This window comes from Streptococcus mitis (genome assembly GCF_008763935.1).
Classification (GTDB): domain Bacteria; phylum Bacillota; class Bacilli; order Lactobacillales; family Streptococcaceae; genus Streptococcus; species Streptococcus mitis_DB.
The window spans coordinates 21215-41568 of sequence record NZ_VTQF01000009.1 but is presented as its reverse complement, the minus strand read 5'-3'; the positions used below and the strand labels follow the sequence as shown (position 1 = coordinate 41568).

Below are 20354 nucleotides of genomic sequence, written 5' to 3'. Positions count from 1 at the left end.
GCAGGAGTAGCAACAGCTCAAACAGACGGTATAGCAGCAATTGAAGCTGTAACCCCAACAGTAGCAGTTAAAGCAGCGGCTAAAGCTGAAGTAGCGAAAAAATTAGCAGAAAAATTAACAGCACTTGAAGGTACTCCAAACGCAACGAAAGAAGAAAAAGATGCGGCTAAACAAGCAGCACAAGACGCAGCAACAAAAGCAAATCAAGCAATTGACGCAGCAACTGACAATGCAGGAGTAGCAACAGCTCAAACAGACGGTATAGCAGCAATTGAAGCTGTAACCCCAACAGTAGGCACAAGTAGTACAGATAGCGCAGGCAACGGTATTACACCACAAACTGCAGAATATATAGGAAGTGTGAATGGTATTTCAGAAGAAACACCAGCTAAGCCGGCTTATGACGGCAGTGCTGATGAAATACCAGATAGAACTCCAATATCTGAAACTACAATAAATAAAGATCGACAACTTCCAAATACAGGTACAGCAAACCCTACAGTAGCTATGGTAGCAGCTGCAGCAAGTGCAGTACTTGGTCTAGGTCTTGTAGGCCGTCGTCGTAAAGAAGATGAAGAAGTATAATTTATATATGAACTAATCTAATCTTTTAGTAAAATTTGTATTTGATTTTATAGATTATATAGAATTTTTTAAAAAATCTCCTAGTAGTCCATTGATTGCTAGGAGATTTTGTTTCTTTGTCAATTATATAAAGTATCGAAACTGGAATAGTAGGACATGACTTCTGAAGCATTGTTAGAAATTAATTTGACTTTCCTAATCTCTTAGTTCACATCTTCGATAATTAAAAATACGATTATTAATTTTTACGAATAATATAGAAAAGGAGGGAAATCATGTTTGTTGCGAGAGATGCTAGGGGAAAGCTGGTAAATGTGTTAGAGGATAAACTTGAGAAGCAAGCTTACACCTGCCCAGCTTGTGGAGGTCAGCTCCGTTTGCGTCAAGGACCAAGTGTCCGGCCCCATTTTGCCCACAAAACCTTAAAAGACTGTGATTTTTCCTCTGAAAATGAAAGTCCAGAACATATGAAAAATAAGGAAGTCCTTTATCACTGGTTGGAAAAAGAGGCAGAGGTGCAATTAGAATACCCGCTTCCAGAGCTTAAACAGATTGCGGATGTATTTGTAAATGGTCATCTTGCTCTAGAAGTTCAGTGTAGTCCCTTGCCGCAAAAACTTCTTAAAGAGCGAAGTGAGGGCTATCGTAGTCAGGGTTACCAAGTACTGTGGTTGCTGGGGGAAAAACTTTGGCTCAAGGACCGTTTGACCCGTCTGCAACAAGGGTTTCTCTATTTCAGTCACAACATGGGATTTTATGTTTGGGAATTAGACAGTGAAAAGCAAGTTTTAAGACTCAAATACCTGATTCACCAAGATCTCCGAGGTAAACTTCATTATCAGATTAAGGAATTTCCCTATGATCACGGTAGTCTACTGGAGATATTACGTCTTCCCTATAAGAAACAAAAAATATCTCATTTTACAGTTTCTGAGGATAAGGACATCTGTCGCTATATCCGGCAACAACTGTATTATCAAAATCCTTTTTGGATGAAAGAACAAGCAGAAGCCTATCAGAAGGGAGAAAATCTCCTGACTTATGGACTAAAAGAATGGTATCCACAAATTCGACCACTAGTAGGTGATTTTTGCCAAATTGAGCAAGATTTGATTCGCTATTATCAGTATTTTCAAACCTATTATCAACAAAATCCTCAAAATGATTGGCAAAAGCTTTATCCACCAGCCTTTTATCAGCAATATTTCTTGAAAAATATGGTAAAATAGAAAGGATGGAGGAATCTAATGGTATTACAAAGAAATGAAATAAATGAAAAAGATACATGGGATCTATCAACGATTTACCCAACTGACCAGGCTTGGGAAGAAGCCTTAAAAGATTTAACAGAACAATTGGAGACAGTAGCCCAGTATGAAGGCCATCTCTTGGATAGTGCGGATAGCCTACTAGAAATTACTGAATTTTCTCTTGAAATGGAACGCCAGATGGAGAAGCTTTACGTCTATGCTCATATGAAAAATGATCAGGACACCCGTGAAGCCAAGTACCAAGAGTACTATGCCAAGGCCATGACACTCTACAGCCAGCTAGACCAAGCCTTTTCATTCTATGAACCTGAATTTATGGAGATTAGTGAAAAGCAGTATGCTGACTTTTTAGAAGCTCAACCAAAATTGCAGTTTTATCAACACTATTTTGACAAGCTTTTGCAAGGCAAGGAACACGTTCTTTCACAACGTGAAGAAGAATTATTAGCTGGAGCTGGGGAAATCTTTGGTTCGGCAAGTGAAACCTTCGCTATCTTGGACAATGCGGATATTGTGTTCCCTTATGTTCTTGACGATGATGGTAAGGAAGTTCAGCTATCTCATGGGACTTACACACGTTTGATGGAGTCTAAAAATCGTGAGGTGCGTCGTGGTGCTTATCAAGCTCTTTATGCGACTTATGAACAATTCCAACATACCTATGCCAAAACCTTGCAAACCAATGTTAAGGTTCAAAACTACCGTGCCAAAGTTCGCAACTACAAGAGTGCGCGTCATGCAGCCCTAGCGGCCAATTTTGTTCCAGAGAGTGTTTATGACAATTTGGTAGCAGCAGTTCGCAAGCATTTGCCACTCTTACATCGTTACCTTGAGCTGCGTTCAAAGATTTTGGGGATTTCTGACCTCAAGATGTACGATGTCTATACACCACTTTCATCTGTTGAATATAGTTTTACCTACCAAGAAGCCTTGAAAAAAGCAGAAGATGCCTTGGCAGTATTGGGTGAGGATTACTTGAGCCGTGTTAAACGTGCCTTCAGCGAGCGTTGGATTGATGTTTACGAAAACCAAGGCAAGCGTTCAGGTGCCTATTCTGGTGGTTCTTACGATACCAATGCCTTTATGCTCCTTAACTGGCAGGACAATCTGGACAATCTCTTTACTCTTGTTCATGAAACAGGTCACAGTATGCATTCTAGCTATACTCGCGAAACTCAGCCTTATGTTTACGGGGATTATTCTATCTTCTTGGCTGAGATTGCATCAACTACCAATGAAAATATCTTGACGGAGAAATTATTGGAAGAAGTGGAAGACGACGCAACGCGCTTTGCTATTCTCAATAACTTCCTAGACGGTTTCCGTGGAACAGTTTTCCGCCAAACTCAATTTGCTGAGTTTGAACACGCGATTCACCAAGCGGATCAAAATGGTGAAGTCTTGACAAGTGATTTCCTAAATAAACTCTACGCAGACTTGAACCAAGAGTATTATGGTTTGAGTAAGGAAGACAATCCTGAAATCCAATACGAGTGGGCTCGCATTCCACACTTCTACTATAACTATTATGTCTATCAATATTCAACAGGATTTGCAGCAGCTTCAGCTCTGGCTGAAAAAATTGTCCATGGTAGTCAAGAAGACCGTGACCGCTATATCGACTACCTCAAGGCAGGTAAGTCTGACTATCCACTTAATGTCATGAGAAAAGCTGGTGTTGATATGGAGAAGGAAGACTATCTCAACGATGCCTTTGCAGTCTTTGAACGTCGTTTGAATGAGTTTGAAGCCCTTGTTGAAAAATTGGGATTGGCATAAGATGGTTGAATCGTATAGTAAAAATGCCAACCATAACATGCGTCGCCCTGTCGTCAAGGAAGAAATTGTGGACTTGATGCGTCAGCGCCAAAAGAAAGTCACAGGATCTTTGAAAGAATTGGAAGACTTTGCCCGCAAGGAAAATATTCCCATTATTCCCCATGAAACGGTAGCTTATTTCCGTTTTCTCATGGAAACCATACAACCTAAAAACATTCTGGAAATTGGGACGGCTATCGGTTTTTCAGCCCTCTTGATGGCGGAACATGCACCAAATGCCAAGATTACAACCATTGACCGCAATCCAGAGATGATTGGATTTGCCAAGAAAAATTTCGCCCAGTTTGACAGTCGCAAGCAAATTACGCTCCTAGAAGGAGATGCGGTAGATGTCTTATCTACCTTGACAGAGTCGTATGATTTCGTCTTTATGGATTCTGCCAAGTCTAAATACATCGTCTTTCTGCCAGAAATCTTCAAACATTTGGACGTTGGAGGTGTGGTTGTCTTGGATGATATTTTCCAAGGTGGTGATGTTGCCAAGGATATTATGGAAGTCCGTCGTGGCCAGCGAACTATTTACAGAGGACTTCAAAGACTATTTGATGTAACCTTAGACAATCCAGGCCTCACCGCAACATTAGTACCTCTGGGTGACGGCATCCTCATGCTTCGTAAAAATGTAGCAGATGTTCAATTGCCTGACAGCGAATGATTTTCAGAAAAATTTAAGAAAATATAGTAAAATAGATAGGGTAACACTTATCTCAAAGGAGTAGACATGAAGAAAAAACTATTGGCAGGTGCCATTACACTATTATCAGTAGCAACTTTAGCAGCTTGTTCGAAAGGTTCAGAAGGGGCAGATCTTATCAGCATGAAAGGGGATGTCATCACAGAACATCAATTTTATGAGCAAGTGAAAAGCAATCCTTCAGCTCAACAAGTATTGTTGAACATGACCATCCAAAAAGTATTTGAGAAGCAATATGGCTCAGAAGTAGATGACAAAGAAGTCAACGATACTATTGCCGAAGAAGAGAAACAATATGGTGAGAACTACCAACGTGTCTTATCGCAAGCAGGAATGACTCTTGAAACACGTAAAGCTCAAATTCGTACAAGTAAATTGGTTGAGTTGGCAGTTAAGAAAGCAGCAGAAGCTGAATTGACAGATGATGCTTACAAGAAGGCCTTTGACGAATACACTCCTGATGTGACTGCTCAAATTATCCGTTTGGACAATGAAGACAAAGCTAAAGAAATTCTTGAAAAAGCTAAAGCTAGTGATGCAGACTTTGCTCAATTAGCCAAAGATAATTCAACAGATGAGAAAACTAAAGCGAATGGTGGAGAAATCACTTTTGATTCTGCTTCAACAGAAGTACCAGAACAAGTTAAAAAAGCTGCTTTTGCTTTAGATGTAAACGGTGTTTCTGATGTGATTAGCGTTACTGGAACACAAGCCTACAGCAGTCAATATTACATTGTTAAACTGATTAAGAAAACAGAAAAATCATCTAATATTGACGATTACAAAGAAAAATTAAAAACTGTTATCTTAACTCAAAAACAAAACGACGCATCATTTGTTCAAAGTATTATCGGAAAAGAATTGCAAGCAGCCAATATCAAGGTTAAAGATCAAGCCTTCCAAAATATCTTCACTCAATACATCGGTGGTGGAGATTCAAGCTCAAGCAGTTCTTCAAAAGAATAAAACAGAAAAGAGCCAAGTGCTCTTTTTCTTATGAGAAAATCTTCTATCTTAAGGGTAAGAGTTTTTTTCTTTCGGAAAAAATGGTATAATAGCAATCAAAACTAGAAAATAAACGGAATTTGGGAATAATTTCTTTTGTTCTCATTAGATTGGTGATACTATGAAGATTAGTAAGAGGCACCTGTTAAACTATTCTATTCTAGTTCCTTACTTACTTTTATCTATTTTGGGTTTGATTGTAGTCTATTCTACAACCAGTGCCATTCTTATCGAAGAAGGTAAAAGTGCCCTCCAATTGGTTCGAAGTCAGGGAATGTTTTGGATATTTAGTTTAATATTGATTGCCTTGATATATAAGCTGAAACTGAATTTTTTAAGAAAAGAACGACTTTTATTTATTGTTATGTTTGTTGAGCTGATTCTCTTAGCTCTGGCTCGCTTAATTGGTACGCCAGTCAATGGAGCCTATGGTTGGATTTCAGTAGGACCTTTGACCATTCAGCCAGCGGAGTATTTGAAGATTATCATCGTCTGGTACTTGGCCCAACGTTTTTCAAAACAACAGGATGAAATTGGTATTTACGATTTTCAAGTTTTAACTCAAAATCAATGGATTCCTCGAGCTTTTAATGATTGGCGTTTTGTCCTCTTGGTAATGATAGGAAGTTTGGCTATTTTCCCAGATTTGGGGAATGCTACAATCCTAGCGCTGGTCGCCTTGATTATGTATACAGTTAGTGGGATTGCTCATCGTTGGTTTATAGTCTTTATCGGTGTATTGTTTGGAGTTTCAGCCCTATCCTTATCAGCTATTTCTATGATTGGGGTTGATAAGTTTTCAAAAGTTCCAGTATTTGGTTACGTTGCTAAGCGTTTCAGTGCCTACTTTAATCCCTTTGCTGATTTGGCAGGAGCAGGCCACCAACTTGCAAATTCCTACTTTGCCATGGTAAATGGTGGTTGGTTTGGTCTAGGATTAGGAAATTCAATCGAAAAACGTGGTTATTTACCAGAGGCTCATACAGACTTTGTATTTTCAATTGTCATTGAAGAGTTTGGATTTGTGGGAGCCAGCTTGATTTTAGCCCTTGTCTTTTTCCTGATTTTGCGGATTATCCTAGTCGGTATTCGTGCTAAGAATCCCTTTAATTCCATGATGGCGATTGGGGTTGGGGGGATGATGCTGGTACAGGTATTTGTTAATATTGGCGGAATTTCGGGCATTATTCCTTCGACAGGAGTAACCTTCCCCTTCTTATCACAAGGAGGGAACAGTCTCCTAGTCTTGTCTGTAGCCATCGCCTTTGTCTTAAATATTGATGCAAGTGAAAAACGTGCCCAATTATATGAGGAGTTAGAAGCTCACTCATCAAACTATATGTAGAGTTGATAGTGGAAAGGATTACCTATGTCTCTTCAAAAATTAGAAAACTATAGTAATAAAGCTGTCGTGCAAGAAGAAGTATTGATTTTAACAGAATTGTTAGAAGATATCACTAAAAATATGCTTGCCCCAGAGACTTTTGCAAAAATCATGGAGTTGAAAGAATTATCAACTCAAGAAGATTATCAAGGCTTGAACCAATTGGTTACGAGTCTGTCAAATGATGAAATGGCTTATATTTCACGCTATTTCTCTATCTTGCCTCTCTTGATTAATATTTCAGAAGATGTGGATTTGGCCTATGAAATCAACCACCAAAATAATATCGATCAAGATTATCTTGGGAAATTATCGGCAACGATCAAAATGGTTGCAGAAAAAGAAAATGCGGTTGAAATTCTAGAACACTTGAATGTTGTCCCTGTTTTGACTGCCCATCCAACACAAGTACAACGTAAGAGTATGCTGGATTTGACCAATCATATCCATACCCTTTTGCGTAAGTATCGTGATGTGAAATTAGGCTTGATTAATAAGGAAAAATGGCATAATGATCTCCGTCGTTACATTGAGATTATCATGCAGACAGACATGATTCGTGAAAAGAAATTGAAAGTAACCAATGAAATCACGAATGTTATGGAATACTACAATAGTTCATTCCTGAAGGCAGTTCCTCATTTGACTGCTGAGTACAAGCGTCTGGCTAAAAAACATGGCTTGGAGTTAAAACATCCTAAACCAATTACCATGGGAATGTGGATTGGTGGAGACCGTGATGGGAATCCCTTTGTTACAGCAGATACCTTGAAACAATCTGCTATGACTCAGTGTGAAGTCATCATGAACTACTATGATGAAAAGATTTACCAACTTTATCGTGAATTCTCTCTCTCAACCAGTATTGTCAATGTGAGCAAGCAAGTCAGAGAAATGGCTCGTCAATCCAAGGATAACTCGATTTATCGTGAAAAAGAGCTTTACCGTCGTGCCTTGTTTGATATTCAATCAAAAATCCAAGCAACAAAAACCTATCTGATTGAGGATAAGGAAGTTGGGGCTCGCTATGAAACAGCTAATGATTTTTATAAGGATTTAATTACTATTCGTGATTCCCTTTTAGAAAATAAGGGCGAAGCACTGATTTCTGGTGATTTTGTTGAGTTAATTCAGGCAGTTGAAATTTTTGGTTTCTATTTGGCATCTATTGACATGCGTCAAGATTCTAGTGTTCATGAAGCCTGTGTAGCTGAACTCTTGAAATCAGCTGGTATTCATTCGCATTATAGTGAACTAGGTGAAGAAGAAAAATGCCAGCTTCTCTTGAAAGAATTGGAAGAAGATCCGCGTATTCTTTCTGCCACTCATGTTGAAAAATCAGAGTTACTTGAAAAAGAATTAGCAATCTTTAAGGCTGCCCGTAAGTTGAAAGATAAGTTGGGAGATGATGTCATTCGTCAGACCATCATTTCACATGCAACCAGCGTATCAGACATGTTGGAATTGGCTATCTTGCTAAAAGAAGTAGGGTTAGTTGATAAAGAAAGAGCCCGTGTTCAAATTGTACCTCTCTTTGAAACAATCGAGGACTTGGACCATTCAGAAGAAACCATGAGAGAATATCTTTCTCTTCCTCTTGCCAAGAAATGGATTGCTTCACGCAATAACTATCAAGAAATCATGTTGGGCTACTCTGACAGTAATAAAGATGGTGGTTACCTATCATCATGTTGGACCCTCTACAAGGCTCAACAACAATTGACTGCTATTGGAGATGAATTTGGCGTTAAGGTTACCTTCTTCCACGGCCGTGGTGGTACTGTCGGTCGTGGTGGTGGACCAACCTATGAAGCCATCACCTCTCAACCGCTCAAGTCTATTAAGGATCGTATCCGCTTGACGGAGCAGGGTGAAGTAATTGGGAATAAATACGGTAATAAAGACGCAGCTTACTATAACCTTGAAATGCTAGTATCCGCAGCCATTAACCGTATGATTACTCAGAAGAAGAGCGATACCAACACCTCAAATCGTTATGAAGCTATTATGGACCAAGTGGTGGACCGTAGTTACGATATCTACCGTGATTTGGTCTTTGGTAATGATCATTTCTATGATTATTTCTTCGAGTCAAGTCCAATCAAGGCTATTTCAAGCTTTAATATTGGTTCTCGTCCAGCCGCTCGTAAGACTATTACTGAAATCGGTGGTTTGCGAGCTATCCCTTGGGTATTCTCATGGTCGCAAAGTCGCGTCATGTTCCCTGGATGGTATGGAGTTGGTTCAAGCTTCAAGGAATTTATCGATAAAAATCCAGAGAATATTGCTATCTTACGAGATATGTACCAAAATTGGCCTTTCTTCCAATCGCTCCTTTCAAATGTTGATATGGTCTTGTCAAAATCAAATATGAACATTGCTTTTGAATATGCCAAATTGTGTGAGGATGAAGAAGTAAAAGCAATCTATGAGACTATTCTAAATGAATGGCAAGTCACCAAGGAAGTTATCTTGGCTATCGAAGGTTATGATGAACTCTTGGCTGAAAATCCATATCTAAAAGCAAGTTTGGATTACCGTATGCCTTACTTTAATATCCTTAACTATATCCAGTTGGAGTTGATTAAACGTCAACGCCGAGGAGAATTATCAAGCGATCAAGAAAAATTAATCCATACAACCATCAACGGAATTGCGACAGGATTGCGTAATTCAGGTTGATACCTATCAAACTTCCTCTTTTCAATAGGGGGAGTTTTTGATATTTCAAAAAAATGCTAAAAGAGTCTTGACAAGTAGTTGAAAAATGATATAATTTAACCATTCAGAAAAGTAATCATACAAACTTTTTAGAGAGTCTGTGGTAGCTGAAAACAGATAAGTGATGATGATGAAAATTGGGCTGAATGTTATTTAGAATTTGAAATCATAAAAATTCGGTGAGCACACCTTACAGTGCATCTCGTTATTGCGAGACAGAGCGATAGGGAAATTCCCTATAATTGAGGTGGCACCGCGTATTGACGTCCTCACACAAGTTTTTTGTGTGAGGACTTTTTTGATGGAGGTTAGTATGGAAAGAAGACGATGGCGTCGCTTGTTTAGATAAGTGAAGTATTTTAAAGGAATAAAAAGGAGAAATAGAATGAAAAATAAACGTTTAATTGGAATTATCGCTGCATTAGCAGTCTTAGTAGCAGGAAGCTTGATTTACTCTTCAATGAATAAACCAGAAGCTAAGAATGAGAAGAAAGTTGCCAAAGTTGGTGTTCTTCAGTTTGTGAGCCATCCATCTCTTGATTTGATTTATAAAGGGATACAAGATGGACTTGCTGAGGAAGGCTATAAAGATGATCAGTTGAAGATTGACTTTATGAACTCAGAAGGTGACCAAAGTAAGGTTGCGACAATGAGTAAACAATTGGTTGCAAATGGGAATGACCTTGTGGTTGGTATTGCAACACCAGCTGCTCAAGGTTTGGCTAGTGCCACAAAAGACCTACCGGTTATCATGGCTGCTATTACAGACCCAATTGGTGCTAACTTGGTCAAAGATTTGAAAAAACCAGGTGGCAACATTACAGGGGTGTCTGACCACAATCCAGCTCAACAACAAGTTGAACTCATTAAGGCTCTTACACCAAATGTAAAAACAATCGGAGCCCTTTACTCAAGTAGCGAAGACAATTCAAAAACACAGGTTGAAGAATTTAAGGCTTATGCTGAAAAAGCAGGTTTGACAGTGGAAACATTTGCAGTTCCTTCAACAAATGAAATTGCTTCAACAGTTAATGTTATGACTAGCAAGGTCGACGCTATCTGGGTTCCAATTGATAACACAATTGCATCAGCTTTTTCAACAGTTGTATCAAGCAACCAATCAGCTAAAAAACCAATCTACCCAAGTGCAACTGCCATGGTAGAAGCTGGTGGTTTGGCATCAGTTGTAGTTGACCAACACGACCTTGGTGTGGCAACTGGTAAAATGATTGCGGAAGTCTTGAAAGGTGCAAAACCAGCTGATACACCAGTCAATGTCTTTTCAACTGGTAAGTCAGTAATCAACAAAAAATTGGCACAAGAGCTAGGTATTACGATTCCTGAATCTGTTCTAAAAGAAGCAGGACAAGTGATTGAATAATCTGTAATGGAGGAGTTGGGGACATCTCCTCCAATTTTTTACAAAAGAAATCGTTTAGAAAAGGTTAAGAAACAGATGATATTATCTATTATTTCTCAAGGATTTGTCTGGGCTATTTTAGGTCTGGGAATCTTTATGACATTTAGGATTTTGAACTTTCCAGATATGACGACAGAAGGTTCCTTCCCTCTTGGGGGAGCTGTTGCTGTTACTCTGATAACGAAAGGCGTGAACCCATTTTTAGCGACTCTTGTTGCTGTAGGAGCAGGTTGTTTGGCTGGAATGGCAGCAGGCCTTCTTTATACAAAAGGGAAGATCCCAACCTTGCTCTCAGGGATTTTGGTGATGACTTCTTGTCACTCTATCATGCTCTTGATTATGGGACGTGCAAATTTAGGATTGCTTGGAACCAAGCAAATTCAGGATGTCTTGCCTTTTGATTCAGACTTGAACCAACTCTTGACAGGTCTTATCTTTGTCAGTCTTGTCATTGCTCTCATGCTCTTTTTCTTGGACACCAAACTCGGACAAGCCTATATTGCTACAGGTGACAATCCTGATATGGCTAGAAGTTTCGGGATTCATACTGGACGCATGGAGCTCATGGGCTTGGTCTTATCAAATGGTGTGATTGCCCTTGCAGGGGCTCTTATTGCCCAGCAAGAAGGCTATGCCGATGTATCTCGAGGAATCGGGGTGATCGTTGTGGGGCTTGCAAGTTTGATTATTGGAGAAGTTATCTTCAAGAGTTTGAGCTTGGCAGAACGTCTGATTACCATCGTTGTAGGTTCTATCGCCTATCAATTTTTAGTGTGGGCAGTTATTGCGCTTGGCTTTAATACAAGTTACCTTCGTTTGTACAGTGCCGTGATTTTAGCAGTCTGCCTCATGATTCCAACATTTAAGCAAACAATCTTGAAAGGAGCCAAATTAAGCAAATGACAGCAATTGTAGAATTAAAAAATGCAACCAAAGTCGTTAAAAATGGCTTTGATGAAGAAAAGATTATTTTAAATGATGTTTCCTTAGAAATTTTTGAACAGGATTTCATCACGATTTTAGGTGGAAATGGAGCTGGGAAATCAACCCTCTTTAACACTATTGCAGGAACTTTGTCATTAACCAGTGGAACCATCCGTATTTTGGGTGAAGATGTTACCAAGTTTTCGCCAGAAAAGCGAGCTAAGTATCTGTCTCGAGTCTTCCAAGATCCCAAGATGGGGACAGCTCCTCGTATGACGGTCGCTGAAAATCTTTTGATTGCCAAGTTTCGTGGTGAAAAGCGTGGACTGTTTCCGAGACGTCTGGCTAGCTATAAGGATGAGTTTCAGGCAACTATTGAAAAAGTGGGAAACGGTCTTGAGAAACACTTGAATACACCAATTGAGTTCTTATCTGGTGGACAAAGACAGGCTTTGAGTCTCTTGATGGCAACCTTGAAGCGTCCAGAATTACTCTTGTTAGACGAGCATACTGCAGCCCTTGATCCAAAGACCAGTGTCGCACTCATGGAGTTGACAGATGAATTTGTCAAGAAAGATCAGCTGACAGCGCTTATGATTACCCACCATATGGAAGATGCTCTCAAATATGGCAATCGCTTGATTGTCATGAAAGAAGGACGAATTATCCAAGATTTGAACCAAGAAGAAAAAGCAAAAATGAAAATCTCTGATTATTATCAACTCTTTGAATAAAGTAGGGAAAATGAGTGAAATGGTTTACTTTTTTTCTGAAATAAAGTATACTATATAAAGTAAACTATGATAACATGGAGGTATTGTGTATGGTTGACAAACAAGTCATTGAAGAAATCAAAAACAATGCCAACATTGTGGAAGTCATAGGAGATGTGATTTCTTTACAAAAGGCAGGACGGAACTATCTAGGGCTCTGTCCTTTTCATGGTGAAAAAACACCTTCTTTCAACGTTGTAGAGGACAAACAGTTTTACCACTGTTTTGGTTGTGGTCGATCAGGTGACGTCTTTAAGTTCATCGAGGAGTACCAAGGAGTTCCCTTTATGGAGGCTGTCCAAATTTTAGGTCAGCGTGTTGGGATAGAGGTGGAAAAACCGCTTTATAGTGAGCAGAAGCCAGCCTCGCCTCACCAAGCTCTTTATGATATGCACGAAGATGCTGCCAAATTTTATCATGCTATTCTCATGACAACGACCATGGGGGAAGAGGCCAGAAATTACCTCTATCAGCGTGGTTTGACAGATGAAGTCCTCAAGCATTTTCGGATTGGTTTAGCACCTCCAGAACGAAACTATCTCTATCAACGTTTGTCTGGTCAGTATCGTGAAGAGGATTTCCTAGATTCAGGATTATTTTACCTCTCGGATGCCAATCAATTTGTAGACACCTTTCACAATCGGATTATGTTTCCCCTGACAAATGATCAAGGAAAGGTCATTGCCTTCTCAGGTCGTATCTGGCAGAAAACGGATTCACAAACTTCTAAGTATAAAAATAGCCGATCGACTGCAATTTTTAACAAAAGTTACGAATTATATCATATGGATAGGGCAAAAAAATCTTCTGGTAAAGCCGGTGAGATTTACCTCATGGAAGGGTTCATGGATGTCATTGCAGCCTATCGGGCTGGAATTGAAAATGCTGTAGCCTCTATGGGAACAGCTTTAAGTCGTGAGCATGTTGAGCATCTGAAAAGATTAACCAAGAAGTTGATTCTTGTTTACGATGGCGATAAGGCTGGGCAAGCTGCGACATTGAAAGCCTTAGATGAAATTGGCGATATGCCTGTGCAAATCGTTAGTATGCCTGATAACTTGGATCCAGATGAGTATCTACAAAAAAATGGACCAGAAGACTTGGCCTATCTGTTAACGAAAACTCGTATTAGTCCGATTGAGTTTTACATTCATCAGTATAAGCCTGAAAACAGTGAAAATCTGCAGGCACAGATTGAGTTTATTGAAAAAATAGCTCCCTTGATTGTTCAAGAAAAGTCCATCACTGCTCAAAACAGCTATATACATATTTTAGCTGACAGTCTGGCGTCCTTTGATTATGCCCAGATTGAGCAGATTGTTAATGAGAGTCGTCAGGCGCAAAGGCAGAATCGTATGGAAGGAATTTCCAGACCGATGCCAATCACTATGCCTGTCACCAAGCAGTTATCGGCTATTATGAGGGCAGAAGCCCATCTACTTTATCGAATGATGGAATCTCCCCTTGTTTTGAATGATTACCGTTTGCGAGAAGACTTTGCATTTGACACTCCTGAATTTCAGGTTTTATATGACTTGCTTGGCCAGTATGGAAATCTTCCTCCAGAAGTTCTAGCGGAGCAGACAGAGGAAGTTGAAAGAGCATGGTATCAAGTTTTAGCTCAGGATTTACCATCTGAGATGTCACCTCAGGAACTTAGTGAAGTAGAAATGACTCGAAACAAGGCTCTCTTGAATCAGGACAATATGAGAATCAAAAAGAAGGTGCAGGAAGCTAGCCATGTAGGAGATACAGACACAGCCTTAGAAGAATTGGAACGTTTAATTTCCCAAAAGAGAAGAATGGAGTAATAATGGCAACAAAACAAAAAGAAGTAACAACATTTGACGTACAAGTAGCAGAATTTATCCGTAATCATAAACAAAAAGGGACAGCAACTGATGATGAAATTAATGCAAGTCTGGTGATTCCTTTTACCTTGGATGCTGATGGAATTGAAGATCTCTTGCAACGAATTCAGGATGCAGGAATTTCTATCACAGATAACGAAGGAAATCCGAGTGCTCGTGTTCTTAGCTCTGAAGAAGAACCAGAACTCAGCGATGAGGACTTGATTGGGTCAACTTCGGCTAAGGTCAATGACCCTGTTCGTATGTACTTGAAAGAAATCGGAGTCGTTCCTCTCTTGACCAATGAAGAGGAAAAAGAATTGGCACTAGCTGTTGAAGCGGGTGATATCGAAGCCAAACAACGTCTTGCGGAAGCCAACCTTCGTTTGGTTGTTTCTATTGCTAAACGCTATGTCGGCCGTGGTATGCAGTTCCTTGACTTGATTCAAGAAGGGAACATGGGCTTAATGAAGGCGGTTGACAAGTTTGACTATTCTAAAGGATTTAAGTTCTCAACTTACGCAACTTGGTGGATTCGTCAGGCTATCACTCGTGCTATTGCGGATCAAGCTCGTACTATTCGTATCCCAGTCCACATGGTTGAAACGATTAACAAGCTTGTTCGTGAACAGCGTAACCTTCTTCAAGAATTGGGGCAAGATCCAACACCAGAACAAATCGCTGAACGAATGGATATGACACCTGATAAGGTTCGTGAAATCTTGAAGATTGCCCAAGAACCGGTATCCCTTGAAACTCCAATCGGTGAAGAGGATGATAGCCACCTTGGGGACTTTATCGAAGATGAAGTGATTGAAAATCCAGTGGACTATACAACTCGTATTGTCTTGCGTGAGCAGTTGGATGAGGTCTTGGATACTCTTACAGACCGTGAAGAAAATGTTTTGCGTCTGCGTTTTGGGCTAGATGATGGTAAAATGCGTACCCTTGAAGATGTTGGTAAAGTCTTTAACGTGACTCGCGAGCGTATCCGTCAGATTGAAGCTAAAGCTTTGAGAAAACTACGCCAACCAAGTCGCAGCAAACCGCTTCGTGATTTTATTGAAGACTAAGAGTGAGGATGAATATGGCTTATACAGAAGAGCAAATTGAAAACATCAAAACACGAATTTTATCAGCCTTGGAAGAAGTTATTGACCCTGAGTTGGGAATCGATATTGTCAATCTTGGTTTGATCTATGAAATTCGTTTTGACGGTGACACAGGACAAACAGAGATTGATATGACTTTGACAACCATGGGTTGTCCTCTAGCAGACCTTTTGACAGACCAGATTTATGATGCTATGACAGAGGTTCCAGAAGTAACGGATACTGAGGTTAAATTAGTCTGGTATCCAGCCTGGACTGTTGAAAAAATGAGTCGCTATGCACGCATTGCCCTAGGCATTAAGTAAACATATAAACACATGTGAGAGATTATTGGAAAAGCGAGGAAATTTCCTCTTCTTTTCCTCTAGTCTCTCCTTTCTTTTGCTGATTTTATTCAAAGAAAATGATATAATAGTAGTTATGGAAAAAAAGAAATTACGCATCAATATGTTGAGTTCAAGTGAGAAAGTAGCAGGACAAGGAGTTTCAGGTGCCTACCGTGAATTAGTTCGTCTTCTTCACCGTGATGCAAAGGACCAATTGATTGTTACAGAAAATCTTCCAATCGAGGCAGATGTGACTCACTTTCATACAATTGATTTACCCTATTATTTATCAACCTTCCAAAAGAAACGCTCAGGAAGGAAAATTGGCTATGTGCACTTCTTGCCTGATACACTTGAGGGGAGTTTAAAAATTCCATTTTTCTTAAAGGGAATTGTGAAACGCTATGTATTTTCTTTTTACAACCGGATGGAGCATTTGGTGGTGGTCAATCCTATGTTTATCGAGGATTTGGTGGCAGCTGGTATTCCACGTGAAAAAGTGACCTATATTCCTAACTTTGTAAACAAGGAAAAATGGCATCCTCTTCCGCAAGAAGAGGTAGCGAGACTGCGTACAGAGCTAGGTCTTAGTGACAATCAGTTTATCGTAGTAGGTGCTGGTCAAGTTCAGAAACGCAAAGGGATTGACGATTTTATCCGTCTGGCTGAGGAATTGCCGCAAATTACCTTTATCTGGGCAGGTGGTTTCTCTTTTGGTGGTATGACAGATGGTTATGAACGTTACAAGAAAATCATGGAGAATCCACCTAAAAATTTGATTTTTCCAGGTATTGTATCGCCAGAGCGGATGCGAGAATTGTATGCCCTAGCGAATCTTTTCTTGCTTCCTAGTTATAATGAGCTCTTTCCGATGACGATTTTAGAGGCTGCCAGTTGTGAAGCTCCGATTATGTTGCGTGATTTAGATCTTTATAAGGTAATTTTGGAGGGAGATTATCGGGCTACAGCAGACAGAGAAGAGATGAAAGAAGCTATTCTGGAATATCAAGCGAATCCTGCTGCTTTAAAAGATTTGAAAGAAAAAGCTAAGAATATTTCTAGAGAGTATTCTGAAGAGCATCTGTTACAAATCTGGTTGGACTTTTATGAGAAACAAGCCGCTTTAGGGAGAAAGTAAAAAGTGAGGTAATCTATGCGAATTGGTTTATTTACAGATACCTATTTTCCTCAGGTTTCAGGTGTTGCGACCAGTATTCGAACCTTGAAAACCGAACTTGAAAAGCAGGGGCACGCTGTTTTTATCTTTACGACGACAGATAAGGATGTCAATCGCTACGAAGATTGGCAAATTATCCGCATTCCAAGTGTTCCTTTCTTTGCTTTTAAGGATCGCCGCTTTGCCTATCGAGGTTTCAGCAAGGCGCTTGAAATTGCTAAACAATATCAACTGGATATTATCCACACTCAGACAGAATTTTCTCTTGGCCTGTTGGGGATTTGGATTGCGCGTGAATTGAAGATTCCAGTCATCCATACCTATCACACCCAATACGAAGACTATGTGCATTATATTGCCAAGGGGATGTTGATTCGTCCTAGTATGGTCAAGTATTTGGTTAGAGGTTTTTTACATGATGTAGATGGAGTCATTTGTCCTAGTGAGATTGTCCGTGACTTGCTATCTGACTATAAGGTCAAGGTCGAAAAACGTGTCATTCCTACTGGGATTGAATTAGCCAAGTTTGAACGTCCAGAAATCAAGCAAGAAAATCTGAAAGAACTACGTAGTAAACTAGGGATTCAAGCTGATGAACAGATGTTGCTGAGTCTTTCCAGAATTTCCTATGAAAAAAATATTCAAGCAGTATTAGCAGCCTTTGCTGATGTTCTGAAAGAGGAAGACAAGGTTAAACTGGTAGTTGCTGGGGATGGCCCTTATCTGAATGACCTCAAAGAGCAAGCCCAGAAACTAGAGATTCAAGACTCCGTTGTCTTTACAGGGATGATTGCTCCTAGTGAGACCGCTCTTTACTATAAGGCGGCAGATTTCTTCATCTCGGCATCGACAAGTGAAACCCAAGGCTTGACCTACTTGGAAAGTTTGGCTAGTGGGACGCCTGTCATTGCACATGGAAATCCTTATCTGGACAATCTTATCAGTGATAAAATGTTTGGAACCTTGTATTACGGTGAACATGATTTGGCTGGAGCTATTCTGGAGGCCCTGATTGCAACGCCAGATATGGATGAGTATACCTTATCAGAGAAATTGTACGAGATTTCAGCTGAGAACTTTGGAAAACGAGTGCATGAGTTTTATTTGGATGCCATTATTTCAAATAACTTCCAGAAAGATTTAGCAAAAGATGATACGGTCAGCCAGCGTATCTTTAAGACAGTTTTGTATTTACCGCAACAGGTGGTTGCTGTGCCTGTAAAAGGCTCTAGACGAATGCTGAGGGCTTCAAAAACACAGTTAATCAGCATCAGAGATTATTGGAAAGACAGTGAAGAATAGAAAGAGGAATAGCTATGAAAAAACAATTGATGAGAAGTGGTAGTGATCAAAAAATTGCTGGAGTATGTGCTGGGGTCGCAAATTATTTTGATATTGATCCGACTATTGTTCGTGTAATATGGGGTGTTCTTGCATTTTGTTATGGGGCAGGAATTGTAGCTTATATCATTTTATGGATTATTGCACCTGTAGCAACTGACTATTGAAAACTAGCTCAATTCATGCTAAGATAATAGAAAATAGAATGTAACGAAGGAGATAAAAATGGCATTTGGAGATAATGGAAATCGTAAAAAAACTATGTTTGAGAAAATAACCTTGTTTATCGTGATTATCATGCTAGTAGCAAGTTTATTGGGAATTTTTGCAACTGCAATTGGTGCCCTCAGTAATCTATAAAATAGATACAAGAAAATTTAGTGACTGGGATTTCCCAGCCCTTTTTTAAAGTGAGAAGAAAAAATGAGTATGTTTTTAGATACAGCCAAGATTAAGGTCAAGGCTGGTAATGGTGGCGATGGTATGGTTGCCTTTCGCCGTGAAAAATATGTCCCTAATGGGGGTCCTTGGGGTGGTGACGGTGGTCGTGGAGGAAATGTGGTCTTCGTTGTAGACGAAGGTTTGCGTACCTTGATGGATTTCCGCTACAATCGTCATTTCAAGGCTGATTCTGGTGAAAAAGGGATGACCAAAGGGATGCATGGTCGTGGTGCTGATGACCTTAGAGTTCGAGTGCCACAAGGTACGACTGTTCGTGATGCAGAGACTGGCAAGGTTTTGACAGATTTGATAGAACACGGGCAAGAATTTATCGTTGCTCACGGAGGTCGCGGTGGACGTGGAAATATCCGCTTTGCGACACCAAAAAATCCTGCACCTGAAATCTCTGAAAATGGAGAACCAGGTCAGGAACGTGAGTTACAATTGGAACTAAAAATCTTGGCAGATGTTGGTTTAGTAGGTTTCCCATCTGTAGGGAAATCAACTCTTTTAAGTGTTATTACATCTGCTAAACCAAAAATCGGTGCCTACCACTTTACGACCATTGTACCAAATCTAGGTATGGTTCGCACCCAATCAGGTGAATCCTTTGCAGTAGCCGATCTGCCAGGTTTGATTGAAGGGGCTAGTCAAGGTGTCGGTCTGGGAACCCAGTTCCTCCGTCATATCGAACGTACACGTGTCATCCTCCATATCATTGATATGTCAGCTAGCGAAGGCCGTGATCCATATGAGGATTATCTTGCCATCAATAAAGAGCTGGAGTCATACAATCTTCGTCTCATGGAGCGTCCACAGATTATTGTAGCCAATAAGATGGATATGCCTGAGAGTCAGGAAAATCTTGAAGAATTCAAGAAAAAATTAGCTGAAAACTATGATGAATTTGAAGAGTTACCAGCTATCTTCCCAATATCTGGTTTGACCAAGCAAGGTCTGGCTACACTTTTGGATGCTACAGCTGAATTGTTAGACAAGACACCAGAATTCTTGCTCTACGACGAGTCAGATATGGAAGAAGAAGCTTACTATGGATTTGATGAGGAAGAAAAAGCCTTTGAAATTAGTCGTGATGACGATGCGACATGGGTACTTTCTGGTGAAAAACTCATGAAACTCTTTAATATGACCAACTTTGATCGTGACGAATCAGTCATGAAATTTGCCCGTCAATTACGTGGTATGGGGGTTGATGAAGCCCTTCGTGCGCGTGGTGCTAAAGATGGTGACTTGGTCCGAATTGGTAAATTTGAGTTTGAATTTGTAGACTAGGAGATTGATATGGGAGATAAACCGATATCTTTCCGAGATGCGGATGGCAATTTTGTTTCTGCCGCAGACGTTTGGAATGAAAAGAAATTGGAAGAACTGTTTAATCGTCTCAATCCAAATCGTGCCCTGAGATTAGCACGAACTAAAAAAGAGAATCCATCTCAGTAAAGAATATTACAAAATTCCGTGCCACATGAG

General features: G+C 39.9%; 19 protein-coding genes and 1 other annotated feature. All 19 genes read left to right on the top strand.

Features of this window, described 5'->3' with window-relative positions; genetic code table 11:
• Nucleotides 1–585, top strand: a 585-nt coding sequence (locus F9B91_RS11340) for a DUF1542 domain-containing protein (RefSeq protein ID WP_191962446.1), incomplete at its 5' end; no start/stop codon positions are given.
• Between the two features lie 275 nt (nt 586–860).
• Nucleotides 861–1814, top strand: coding sequence for a competence protein CoiA (locus tag F9B91_RS10170; RefSeq protein ID WP_150923221.1), 954 nt, complete (start codon nt 861–863; stop codon nt 1812–1814).
• An 18-nt stretch (nt 1815–1832) separates the two neighbouring features.
• Nucleotides 1833–3635, top strand: coding sequence for an oligoendopeptidase F (gene pepF, locus F9B91_RS10165; protein WP_150923220.1), 1803 nt, complete (start codon nt 1833–1835; stop codon nt 3633–3635).
• 1 nt (nt 3636) lies between these two features.
• A complete protein-coding gene (locus F9B91_RS10160; RefSeq protein WP_150923219.1) occupies nt 3637–4350 on the top strand; it encodes an O-methyltransferase in 714 nt (237 codons plus the stop codon).
• 66 nt (nt 4351–4416) lie between these two features.
• Nucleotides 4417–5355 carry a peptidylprolyl isomerase PrsA gene (gene prsA / locus F9B91_RS10155; RefSeq protein WP_004254642.1) on the top strand — a complete coding sequence of 313 codons (939 nt, stop codon included), beginning with the start codon at nt 4417–4419 and terminating at the stop codon, nt 5353–5355.
• A gap of 160 nt (nt 5356–5515) precedes the next feature.
• On the top strand, nt 5516–6739 hold the full coding sequence (gene ftsW, locus F9B91_RS10150) for a cell division peptidoglycan polymerase FtsW (protein ID WP_033684998.1): 1224 nt from the start codon (nt 5516–5518) through the stop codon (nt 6737–6739).
• A 24-nt stretch (nt 6740–6763) separates the two neighbouring features.
• Complete coding sequence (gene ppc, locus F9B91_RS10145) at nt 6764–9460, top strand: phosphoenolpyruvate carboxylase (protein ID WP_084927603.1); 2697 nt, start codon at nt 6764–6766, stop codon at nt 9458–9460.
• Between the two features lie 95 nt (nt 9461–9555).
• Nucleotides 9556–9773 (top strand) — a binding site (T-box leader).
• Nucleotides 9774–9884: 111 nt separating this feature from the next.
• The gene (trpX, locus tag F9B91_RS10140) at nt 9885–10880 is read left to right on the top strand and encodes a tryptophan ABC transporter substrate-binding protein (RefSeq protein ID WP_000792146.1); all 996 of its coding nucleotides are present in this window, start codon (nt 9885–9887) and stop codon (nt 10878–10880) included.
• 75 nt (nt 10881–10955) lie between these two features.
• Nucleotides 10956–11822 carry an ABC transporter permease gene (locus F9B91_RS10135; protein ID WP_004254625.1) on the top strand — a complete coding sequence of 289 codons (867 nt, stop codon included), beginning with the start codon at nt 10956–10958 and terminating at the stop codon, nt 11820–11822.
• On the top strand, nt 11819–12577 hold the full coding sequence (locus tag F9B91_RS10130) for an ABC transporter ATP-binding protein (RefSeq protein WP_020901797.1): 759 nt from the start codon (nt 11819–11821) through the stop codon (nt 12575–12577). The genes F9B91_RS10135 and F9B91_RS10130 overlap by 4 nt, the downstream gene beginning before the upstream one ends.
• Before the next feature lie 89 nt (nt 12578–12666).
• Nucleotides 12667–14427 carry a DNA primase gene (dnaG, locus tag F9B91_RS10125; RefSeq protein ID WP_150923218.1) on the top strand — a complete coding sequence of 587 codons (1761 nt, stop codon included), beginning with the start codon at nt 12667–12669 and terminating at the stop codon, nt 14425–14427.
• A 2-nt stretch (nt 14428–14429) separates the two neighbouring features.
• The gene (gene rpoD, locus F9B91_RS10120) at nt 14430–15539 is read left to right on the top strand and encodes an RNA polymerase sigma factor RpoD (protein ID WP_045611498.1); all 1110 of its coding nucleotides are present in this window, start codon (nt 14430–14432) and stop codon (nt 15537–15539) included.
• A gap of 14 nt (nt 15540–15553) precedes the next feature.
• On the top strand, nt 15554–15883 hold the full coding sequence (locus tag F9B91_RS10115; RefSeq protein WP_000331925.1) for a metal-sulfur cluster assembly factor: 330 nt from the start codon (nt 15554–15556) through the stop codon (nt 15881–15883).
• A gap of 115 nt (nt 15884–15998) precedes the next feature.
• Complete coding sequence (gene cpoA, locus F9B91_RS10110; protein ID WP_225306618.1) at nt 15999–17042, top strand: alpha-galactosylglucosyldiacylglycerol synthase; 1044 nt, start codon at nt 15999–16001, stop codon at nt 17040–17042.
• A 15-nt stretch (nt 17043–17057) separates the two neighbouring features.
• Nucleotides 17058–18383 (top strand): glycosyltransferase family 4 protein, encoded by a 1326-nt coding sequence (locus F9B91_RS10105; protein WP_150923217.1) that lies wholly within the window; start codon nt 17058–17060, stop codon nt 18381–18383.
• Between the two features lie 14 nt (nt 18384–18397).
• Nucleotides 18398–18589 (top strand): PspC domain-containing protein, encoded by a 192-nt coding sequence (locus tag F9B91_RS10100; protein WP_162489588.1) that lies wholly within the window; start codon nt 18398–18400, stop codon nt 18587–18589.
• 58 nt (nt 18590–18647) lie between these two features.
• Nucleotides 18648–18782: a DUF4044 domain-containing protein gene (locus F9B91_RS10095; RefSeq protein WP_000863859.1), complete on the top strand. Its 135-nt coding sequence runs from the start codon at nt 18648–18650 to the stop codon at nt 18780–18782.
• A 63-nt stretch (nt 18783–18845) separates the two neighbouring features.
• Complete coding sequence (gene obgE / locus F9B91_RS10090) at nt 18846–20156, top strand: GTPase ObgE (protein ID WP_049543536.1); 1311 nt, start codon at nt 18846–18848, stop codon at nt 20154–20156.
• A 9-nt stretch (nt 20157–20165) separates the two neighbouring features.
• Complete coding sequence (locus F9B91_RS10085) at nt 20166–20324, top strand: hypothetical protein (RefSeq protein ID WP_001808548.1); 159 nt, start codon at nt 20166–20168, stop codon at nt 20322–20324.
• The last annotated feature ends 30 nt before the right edge of the window (nt 20325–20354 follow it).